This window comes from Streptomyces tropicalis (assembly GCF_029269835.1).
GTDB classification, from domain to species: domain Bacteria; phylum Actinomycetota; class Actinomycetes; order Streptomycetales; family Streptomycetaceae; genus Streptomyces; species Streptomyces tropicalis.
In genome coordinates, this window is sequence record NZ_JARJBB010000050.1 from 1 (window position 1) to 9,248 (window position 9,248).

Sequence of the window (9,248 nt, forward strand, 5' to 3'; positions counted from 1 at the left end):
GCGGCCGCGCTCACCGAGGCGGCGACGCTGGCCGGATGGCAGGCCGTTGACCTGGGGAACTACGTCCAGTCCTGGAAGCTGCACGAGACCGCCAAGTCGGCGGCCCGCGAGGCCGGATCCCCGGCCCTGCTGGCCCACGCGACAGCGCAGCAGGCCTATGTGCTGCTCGACCTGGGCCGCGTCCAGGAGGCGGTCCAGCAGGTGGAGCACGCCCGTGCCGAGGCCGGCGGATGGCTTCCTCCGCTGATGGACACATGGCTGCACGCGGCCCAGGCCGAGGCGCATGCGGCCGCCGACGAGGGCGCCGCCTGCCGGGCAGCCCTGGACCGGGCCGACGCCGCCCGCCCCCGTGACCCCGCCGACCCCGCTCTGCCGTTTCTGTTCCTGGCCGGACCGCACCTCGACCGGTGGCGGGGCAACTGCCTGGCCACGCTCGGCGCCGACGAGGCGCTGCAGGACCTGACGGCCGCGCTCGACGCGATGGACGGCTTCAACCGCGCCGAGGCGGGAGTGCGTTGCGACTTGGCCGTGGTGCTGCAAAGGCGTGGCGAGCTCGAGGAGGCACGCCGCCAGGCGGGTCTGGCCCAGGAGCTCGCCCTGGTCACTCACTCCGAGCGCCAGCGGCGCCGCATCGAGAACATCCTGCAGACGGTGTAGGCCGCAGGACGCGTCAGCGGTCCTGGCCCTTGCGGGTCGCGAGGAGGTAGAGGACCGCCACGAGCGTGCCGCTGTTGGCGATCTTCCCCTGGGCAATCAGGCCGAGCATGTCGTCGAGCGGGATCCAGGCCACGCGCTGGGCCTCGTTCACCTCGGTCGGCTCCGCAACCTTCCGCACGTCACGGGCGATGTAGATGTCGTGCGGGCTCGTCACCATGCCGATCATCGGCTCGAACGAGGCCACGTGCTCGAAGGCGCCGTCCACCACGAAGCCGCTCTCCTCCAGGAGCTCGCGCTTGCCGGCATCGTCCGCGGATTCGCCCGGGTCGAGGAGACCACCCGGCAGCTCCCAGTTCCAGATGTTGGAGGGGAAGCGGTGGCGCCACATCATGTACACCCGCTCGTCCTTGTCCACCATGGCCACCACCGCGGCCGCCTTCAGGACGACCTTGTGGTGGTCGAACCGCTGGCCGTCGGGCGTCTCCACATCGCAACTCGTCAGCCTGATCCACTCGCTGTCGTAGATCGGCGTCTCGCCGTGCACCTGCCACGCCGTGCTCCGGTCCTCCAGCGGCATGGTTCCGGGGGACAGCGCCACCGCCTCGGACTCTGCTCCCTGGGTGCCCGGGAGGTTGGCCTCCTGGCCGTCAGCGGCGGGGTGGTTGTTAGAACGCACTTGAACTTCCTCCGTGAGGGTGATGCCGTCAGCGTATGCGGCCCGGATGCCGCCGGTCATGGGGACCAGGGCCGGTCGATGCAACGCGCAGGACGTACGGGTGTCTCGCCCTGCGCGTCATCAGTCTCACCACCCCACGGCCCTCCGCAGGCCCGATTACCCACCGTGGATATCCCAGGTGACCTGGATTGCCGTCCGGCGCCATTCGATGATCGAACCGTCGCCGGCTGCGGACCACTGCCCGGCGCGCAGGTCGGCGTACGCATCAGTTGGCGGTGTGGCCGACCACCAGCAGCGGCCACAGACCGGCGACCAGGAAGTGGGTGAGCACGGTGGAAGGCCTCTTGGGGGTGCCCAGGTGTCCCGGACGCAGCAGCCGCCCACCGGACAGCCCAGCGGCCTTGCCTTCGACGTCGAAGGCCCCACCAACCACCATGCGAGGAGGGGGTGCAGAGCCGTCGGCCAGCCAACTGCGCTACCCACAAATGATGTTGATGAGGGTGCGCATAGCGGGAGAGATGGCGTAGGCTGCCCGTCGGAAAGATCTCTCGTCGGAGAGACGCCCCCGGCCTTGAGCAAGCACGGGGAGCTGCAGCCGGGATCGCGGACCGATGCCCCTGCTGACCGCCACCTCCACCACTCAAGAGCCAGGTGACGACATGCTCAACTCCCAGCAGCACACTGGGCCGTTTCAGGGCAGGCGTGCCTGCCCTGAAACGGCCCAGTGTGATGGGCGCCGCCTCCGCTCCCAAGAGGGAGGGGCGGACGTGATGTAGTCGCGAAGAAGTGGCGGCGCCCTGACGGGCGCACCGCCCTGCGGCCAGGCCAGGTATTGGCGTACCTGACTCCGGCCCTTCCGTCACCGCTCGGCAGCAACCCGAGCGAAGACCCCTGCTGGTTGTGGGCCCGAAAGCCGGTCCAGCCGGGGGAGTTGATCCGACGAGGATCTCGAAGCCGCAGCGCGGCTTCGTGTTGCCTCCCTCTCTCCAGAACGAGGCTCCTAGACATGGTGCAGCATCGCGCTGCCCTCTGTCAGCTCTGGCGTGTCCAGATGGCAGAGAAAGCGCAGAATGTCCCAGATTTTCCTCCTGCCCGCACGCCGTATGAGGGTGTCCAAGGCGATGCCCACTGGACGGCGGTCATCGCGGTCGGCCCGGTGCGCGGAGCGACGCGATGACGCGGCACCCGAACCGGACAGCCCCGGGACACGGTTCCTCCGGTCACCCCGGCACGCCTGAATCGGAGGCGTCACGAGCAACCCTGCCCCGCGACCGATACCCCGAGCCAGCCGAGGCCCTGCGACTGGGCAAGGCCATGCGGCGCCGGCTGCGCACCGCCGTTACGGCGGCGGTGACCGAGGCCCGAAAGGCCGGGGCGACGGACGCGGCGGCCCTGGGACTCGTGGTCCTGATGGCCAAGACATCCGCACAAGACGGCAGGGCACGGATCTGGGCCTCGGAGCTCGGACGCTGGCTCGGCGTCAGCCAGTCCACCGTCGCCCACGACGTCCTGCCGGCACTGCGCACCAGCAGCCTGCTGGCCACCCGCCCGCTGACCGATGCCGCCGCCCGGACACGCGGGCTTGAGTGCGTCGTCATGCCAATGTGGCGCGCTCGGCGCGACGGACACATCACTCACCCGCTGGCCCTTACCCGCCCCGAACTCGCCACCCTGCTCCGCTTCCTGGAGGCACTGATCGGCCCGGGATGGCAGCCCGCCGACCCGCAGAAGACCGCGACCCCCGCCGGGCTCCTCGCCGAGCGCACCGGCCGCGGTGCCGCCACCGACCGCCTGGCCCTGCTCCTCATGGCCCTCAACACCACCGACCGCGGTCGCCTACGACTGTGCCCCGGAACAGTCGACGCACGCCGAGGGCGCCCCGCCACCACCGTGGCCCGCCTTCTCGCCGTCACTCCCGCCGCCGGGGCCAAGGTGCTGGGCCGGCTGGCCACCCTCGGAGCCGTGGCCATCACCCAGACCGCAACGGCGACCGGCATGGACGGCAAGAGCCGCGTCGTGCTCCCCGCACTGGCCGAAGCTCTGCGCCGCCGCTCGTCGAAGTGCCCCTCCGCCTCCAGCTCCCGCCCCGAGGCCGCACCTCGACGTGCTCGAACGGAGTCGGCAGCCAGCTCGGCGGCAGCAGGGCCGGAGTCCGCCCCGGAGTGTGAGCCGAGCTCGCGGCGTCACGACGACTCCACTGACGCGCCTCCGAGTTCTCTGCCCGTAGCCGAGGCACGATCCGGCGAGAGGGAGGACGCCTGTACTGCACTCGGCGATCTTGCACTTCGCGACGATCCGTCGGCCCAACGCCCCCAAGGGATCAGGCCACCTCACGAGCACGTTCCTGGCGCAACTCGGGGCCACGACGCTGCTGCACACCTCCACACACACCACTCACCTCTACCTGGCCACCCTGCTCAAGTTCCGGATAGTGGTTGGATCTCCGGCGAAGCCGTTGGATGGGCAACCACCGTCGCCGGAAGCGCGCGTGCGCGCGCGAGGAACACTCCTCCGATACACACCACCTCACCTGCCCGCCCTGCGGAGGCAGCGCCAGGTGCGGCCACCTCGAAACGACGGAGCGCTGCTCGCCGTGATCGAGCGGAACCAGGCGCCCCGACGCGGACGTTCCGGCACGGGGTCCGTGAGGTTCTCGCTGCGGTCAGTCCCATCCGCGATGTCCTCAATCACAGCCAACTGGTCACGGCCGCTGCTGCGATCAACGCGGTGCTCTGCACCACCTCGCCTGTCGCGCTCGCTGCCCAGCTCCAGGCACGGCTCGCGCCCATGACGGTGGGAACGCCAGGCGATGCGGCCGACGACCGCGGCGTGATCGTGAGCCCACTGGGCTGGCTTCTGTCGCAACTTCCCCAGGTCACACGCTGTCCAGACTGCGGATACACCTTCCACGGAAGGCGCACCGGGGCCCAGCCCTGCGCGCCGTGCCAGGCACGCAGGGAAGGCCGCACAACGGCCCCGTGCCGTGACTGCGGTCAGGACCGCGAGCTCACAGCAGGCCGGATCTGCGGCCCCTGCTCAGACGATCACGCGCGGCTGACGGTGTGCGGCCCCTGCGGCACCAGGAGGCACGTTCATCCGACCACCGGCATGTGCCCGCCCTGCGAATCCGAAGCCCGCTCACGCTCCGCCGAGGAGCTGGCGCCGCTGAGCGAGGAGGGCCGGAAGGTGTACCTGCGCCTCACCCGCGGGACCACCCCTGCGGCGACCGGCCAGGCTTCGAGGCCGCGTCACTCAGGCACTTGGACCACCCGCCTCAGCACCCTGGCCAACCGCCCACTGCCGGAAGACGAACCTTTCGGATGGCTGGATCAGCAGGCGGTGCTGCATGCCGGTTGAAGACCTGAACGCCTCCACCCCGAGCGGGGCAACCATCATGTGCGCCGCGCCCTCACGACGAGTGGCGTTGCACCACGATGTTCGCCGGAACCTGATGGGGCGGAAGCTGCTTCAAGACCCTGCGATCTCGCCTCGCCTCACGAGCCACCCGGCGCTGCAGCCGACGCGCTGCGACGGCGCGACTGATCAGGCGCTGGCGCTCAGCCTCACGCAGCCGTTCGTCTACGGCGGCGAACACGAGCGCCTCCGGAAGAGAATGCATGTAGACAAGTCCTGTTCTGTGACGGCGAGGATGGGGCACTGCTGCTGGCATCGAGGCGTTGGTCCGCGAGCGTCAGGGGGCACCGCGCCGGCGGCGGCCGGTCGCAGCAGTTGAGTTCGCCCTGGGCAGGACGGACCGCTGCTTGACTGGTTGCGACCAGCTTGTCTGCATCCGTCGACTCGATCCGAGCGCTCAGTCGAAAGATCGCGCTCAACGGGACACGACTTGGCTCCGCGTCCCGGACGGCGGGACTGACCCCCGCCGCCGCGTCGCACCTACGACGGAGAGGGCGCAGAGACGCCGACGTGGAGCTGTGGACGGGCGTCTCCGGGGAAGACCTGAAACAGTCCCCACGCTCGTCACGGGAGGTACGCCATGGGCCCCATCCGGCATCAGACCGCGAGCGCGTTCCTCTTCGCGCGCTTCGGGGCATCTTCGCGGATGTGCCTGATCGAACATCCCCGGCGCGGCGGCTACCTCGCCCCTGGCGGACCCGTCCACTCCCCGACCGTGCACCAAGGCGGACCCGGCGGCTGTGGGACGAACTCGAACGCATCCGCACCTGGCTCGCCGTGGACGGCGACCTCCCCATCCACGGCGCCAAGGTGACCATCACCTCCGACGGAGCAGCCACCTTCTCCCGGAGAGGCTGGTCGGCCACCCTCACCTGAGCCACGGCCCCTGTCCGCCGATCCGCACCGGATCGGCGGACAGGCCATGGATGCTCCAGCACGCATGGGCGCCGACGATCCCGCTGCTTGCCCGATTTGTTCACGCAAGATTCGGCAAGTTCGCGCCGTCACACCGGAATCGCGCGCAAGTTTCGGCAATCACCTCGCGCCCCTATCTGAGCCCACCGAGACTGCAGAGATCCACCTGCGTCCACCGCTGACTCCCCAGAGGACCCCCTGTATGAGTTCGATCCCGAGGACCATGACGGACAGCCCACCGAGCCAGCCGACTCCGTACACAACAGCGTCCAGGCCGCCCACCTGGCGCGAACTCCAGGAGGCGGTCAGCTCGTTCGCCATCGACCACCCAGATCAGTGCCGCGTGTCCTCGGCGGGCACGTCGCGCGGGGGAGAAGACCTGCCGCTCCTCGTCATCGGCGACGGCCCGCTCAAGATGATGGTCGTCGCGGGGAGCCACGCCAACGAGCCGATCGGCGGGCAGACGATCATCACGCTCGCGGAGTACGTGCTCGCGCACCCCGCCGAGCGGGAGCGAGCCACCTGGTACCTGGTCCCGTCCAGTGATCCGGACGGGCTGCTGCTGAACGAGACTTGGCTGAAGGGCACTTGGCCGCCGACGATGGAGGCGTTCCACCGCGGCTTCTACCGGCCGGCCAGCCCGGACCAGCCGGATTGGACCTTCCCCTTCGACGGCGTGGGCCCCGCGCAGCTCCCCGAGACCCAGGCGCTCATGAAGGTCATCGACGCCGCCGAGCCCGACGCCGTCGTGAACTTGCACTCCTCGGAATCCGGCGGCAGCTTCTACATGGTCACCCGCGGCGAGAAGGAACTCGTCGCGATTCTCGCCCAGGCCGCAGGCCGTAACGGACTCCCGCTGGAAGCGATCCCGAGCGACTGCATCGGCCTGGAGAGCCCCGGAGACGGCGTGTTCGTCATGACCGAGCCCACGCCTCCGCCCGCCAGCGGGCCGGACGACCCCGAGGAGTGGCGGCCCGCGGGGGCGAGCAGCGCACACTACGCCGCCCTCCGGAAGGGCTGTCTGGGCGTCATCCCCGAAGTCCCGATGTGGCGCACGAAGCCCGTCACGCTCTCAGCGGAGAACGGCGCCCGCCTTCGGGAAGCCGCGGCAGAACTGTGCGCCGGCGTCCTGGACCGGATCGAGCCAGCCACCACCGTGAGCACCCCGTACCTTCCGGCGGTGCGGGACGTGGTGAAGATCCTGAGGTTCATGGCCCGCATCTCCCGCGAGAACCCCGCTCAGAGCGCCGATCAGGACCTGAACCTCTTGGTCCCGCTCCGCGCCTCGGGAATGCTGCTCCAGCACATCGACGCCCAGCTCGCGGCCAGTCCCGACCACCCGGCGCTGCTCCAGGAACGTAGCCTCGTCGAGGAGCAGTTCAGCATCTGGCTCCGTACGGCGGAGCAGGCCCTGCAGCCCGCGCCGATCCCCTTGCACCAGGTTGTGGGCTACCAGCTCGAGACGATCCTCGGCGTTGCCAGAATGCTCGCCCGGTGAGCAGGCACAAAATGACCGAGAGGTCTCAGGAGCACAGCTGAGGGGGACGGCCGGCATGTAGGACCCCGATAGTGTGTGGGGATGGGACGTCGGAAGGCCAACAAGCAGCGTCGGGTACGCCCGCAGCAGATGAATCCCGATCGTGCGACTCCGTACGAGGATCGCAATCGAAGGGCACTGTGCCAGCTCTGCGGTGACGATCTGATCCGCTTGGAGAACCTCCACGCGGGCGCTGCTTCGGACTCGGTGATCAAGCACCGCCATTCCGAACGTGATGAAGACCATGCGCCTGACCTCGTATGGGTGTGGGACGAGGTCCAGTGCGACTTCTGCGGAGGCCGAGGAGTCGTATGGTCCTACCAAGTTGCCCCGCTCGCCGCGGCACGCCCCGTCTACGTCTCCCCGGACCGCAAGCACGTGCTCGACACCACCGGCGCGATGAACGAAACGCCTTGGACCGCCTGCGGCGGATGCGCGGAACTCATCGAATTCGAGAAGTGGGATGACCTGGTGAAGGCTTTCGTCACCCGGCACCACAACGAGACCGGCGAGACCATCGGTCCCATCGGCGCAGCCCAGATCAGGAGCACCATCCAGCAGTTCGTGAAGATGCGCACCGGCGCTCGAATCCCGCACAACTAGACCCGAATTGTGCCGTGCCGACTAGCCCCTCGGCGTGAATTCCCGAGGAGATGACCCGATCGAGTGACGGGGATGCACCGCTTCACCCCGTCCGCGTGCTGCACGCCCGAGAGAGCTTCAGCGGCCACGCTGCTGCACGACCGGGTGCAGATCGCGCACGAGCAGCCGCAGACCTTCGGTACCCAGGTGACGAGCGGCGCCGACGGCCGCCTCGTCCCGCACCCGCTGCGCGTGCTCCGGCCGCGGTCGAGGAACTGCGCGCCGTCTGGGAATTCGCCCCCTGGCGGACTACGTCGAACACGTCAATTCCTCGCGCGCAGGCGCCCACCGCAGTGCGCACCGTGCGGTCGCCGGCCGGGATGCGACCGGGCCGGGGCCCAAGAGCTCAGGGAGCCGTGCCGGTCGTGGGGGTGACGACCGTCGGGCCGACGAAGTCCGAGGCCAGCGCATCCATGACCAGCTCGTCGCACACCTGCCCCAGCCAGTAGCCGGCCTGCCGGATCGCGCCGACGCGCTGGAACCCGGCCCTCTCGTACGCGCGGATCGCGCCCATGTTCGGCACGAGAACCTTCAGCCAGACCATCCGAAGGTTCGTGACGTGGAACGCGTAGTCGAGGGCGAGCCGGGTCGCAGCAGAGCCCAGGCCCCGTCCACGGGCCTCCGGACCGAGCATGATCACGAACTCGGCCGTGCGGACACCGTGGTCGGGCAGCAGGGTCGCCACGCCGACCGGCGTCGGCTCGGAGTCGCCGAGATCGTAGATGGTGAAGCGGATGTTCTCGCCGCGCAGTTGGTGGGCCATGCCCTCGGTACGGGCCTCCAAGGACTCGGGCGCCTGGCGCCCGTATCCGACCAGGAGGGCGGGGTCCTGCTCCCAGCGCCAGTACGTCTCGACGAGGTCGGCGCGGTACGGGCCGAGCCCGCAGGTCTCGGCGCGCAGCCAGATGATCGGGTCAGCGGGGCTGGTGATGACGGTCTCCGTTCGTGAGCAGCGGGGTGTAGGCGCGGGTCGAGAACGGCTCGGCGACGTCGTCGCCGGTCATAGTCTGCACCCAGGCGTGGAGTCGGATCGGGTCGGACGCGATTCCGTGGCACCAGCGCACGCCGAGGCGCCGGGAGGCGAGCAGCAGGACCGCGGCGACGGACTCCTCCAGGCACGCGGTGCGTCCGGGGGAATACCAGCCGGCGCGCCGCACCGCGCTCACGGCGCAGGTTGCCTCTCGGAGGGTCGCGGCCCGGACGGTGCGGGCATCGGCGGCGGACAGCAGGGTGAGGGTGCGACGCATGCCGGTGGATTGTCGGCGGGTGGCAGCGAAGGCGACGGTGAGCGCGGCCGCGGCCGAGAGTGTCTCGGCGAACGGGCCGCGCGGCGGCCGTACGACGCCCGCGGGATGCTCGGTGCTGCCCCAACTGGCCGTTGCCGAAGAGGCGGCCAGCGCTGATGTC

At 69.8% G+C, this 9,248-nt stretch carries 9 protein-coding genes; 4 read left to right on the forward strand and 5 right to left on the reverse strand.

Going from position 1 to position 9,248, the window contains the following annotated elements; genetic code table 11:
• On the forward strand, positions 1-657 hold a 657-nt coding region (locus P3H78_RS32325; RefSeq protein ID WP_276112749.1), incomplete at its 5' end, for an NsdA family TPR-like regulatory protein.
• A 13-nt stretch (positions 658-670) separates the two neighbouring features.
• On the opposite strand, the gene P3H78_RS32330 is transcribed toward P3H78_RS32325, so the two are convergent.
• The 3 genes from P3H78_RS32330 to P3H78_RS33680 form a co-directional block, all read right to left on the reverse strand.
• Positions 671-1,333 (reverse strand): NUDIX hydrolase, encoded by a 663-nt coding sequence (locus tag P3H78_RS32330; protein ID WP_276112750.1) that lies wholly within the window; start codon positions 1,331-1,333, stop codon positions 671-673.
• A gap of 265 nt (positions 1,334-1,598) precedes the next feature.
• The gene (locus P3H78_RS32335; RefSeq protein ID WP_276112751.1) at positions 1,599-1,769 is read right to left on the reverse strand and encodes a hypothetical protein; all 171 of its coding nucleotides are present in this window, start codon (positions 1,767-1,769) and stop codon (positions 1,599-1,601) included.
• Positions 1,770-4,742: 2,973 nt separating this feature from the next.
• Positions 4,743-5,003, reverse strand: coding sequence for a putative WhiB-interacting protein (locus P3H78_RS33680; RefSeq protein WP_498073056.1), 261 nt, complete (start codon positions 5,001-5,003; stop codon positions 4,743-4,745).
• 392 nt (positions 5,004-5,395) lie between these two features.
• On the opposite strand from P3H78_RS33680, the gene P3H78_RS32340 reads away from it, so the two are divergent.
• The 3 genes from P3H78_RS32340 (at position 5,396) to P3H78_RS32350 (ending at position 7,802) form a co-directional block, all read left to right on the forward strand.
• Positions 5,396-5,623 carry a hypothetical protein gene (locus P3H78_RS32340; protein WP_438828080.1) on the forward strand — a complete coding sequence of 76 codons (228 nt, stop codon included), beginning with the start codon at positions 5,396-5,398 and terminating at the stop codon, positions 5,621-5,623.
• 241 nt (positions 5,624-5,864) lie between these two features.
• Positions 5,865-7,160 (forward strand): M14 family zinc carboxypeptidase, encoded by a 1,296-nt coding sequence (locus tag P3H78_RS32345; protein ID WP_276112752.1) that lies wholly within the window; start codon positions 5,865-5,867, stop codon positions 7,158-7,160.
• 81 nt (positions 7,161-7,241) lie between these two features.
• Positions 7,242-7,802: a hypothetical protein gene (locus P3H78_RS32350; protein ID WP_276112753.1), complete on the forward strand. Its 561-nt coding sequence runs from the start codon at positions 7,242-7,244 to the stop codon at positions 7,800-7,802.
• 385 nt (positions 7,803-8,187) lie between these two features.
• Here P3H78_RS32350 and P3H78_RS32355 read toward each other — a convergent pair whose 3' ends face one another.
• Both P3H78_RS32355 and P3H78_RS32360 read right to left on the reverse strand, forming a co-directional pair.
• Positions 8,188-8,772, reverse strand: a complete 585-nt coding sequence (locus tag P3H78_RS32355) for a GNAT family N-acetyltransferase (protein WP_313884440.1) — start codon at positions 8,770-8,772, stop codon at positions 8,188-8,190.
• Positions 8,756-9,238: a lasso peptide biosynthesis B2 protein gene (locus tag P3H78_RS32360; protein ID WP_276112755.1), complete on the reverse strand. Its 483-nt coding sequence runs from the start codon at positions 9,236-9,238 to the stop codon at positions 8,756-8,758. Before P3H78_RS32360 ends, P3H78_RS32355 begins: the two co-directional genes overlap by 17 nt.
• Positions 9,239-9,248 lie beyond the last annotated feature (10 nt).

Excerpts from the sequence above, each read along its gene's own strand:
- P3H78_RS32335 (WP_276112751.1), bottom strand. The coding sequence starts at position 1,769 with ATGGTGGTTGGTGGGGCCTTCGACGTCGAAGGCAAGGCCGCTGGGCTG.
- P3H78_RS33680 (WP_498073056.1), bottom strand. The coding sequence starts at position 5,003 with ATGCCAGCAGCAGTGCCCCATCCTCGCCGTCACAGAACAGGACTTGTC.
- P3H78_RS32345 (WP_276112752.1), top strand. The coding sequence starts at position 5,865 with ATGAGTTCGATCCCGAGGACCATGACGGACAGCCCACCGAGCCAGCCG.
- P3H78_RS32350 (WP_276112753.1), top strand. The coding sequence starts at position 7,242 with ATGGGACGTCGGAAGGCCAACAAGCAGCGTCGGGTACGCCCGCAGCAG.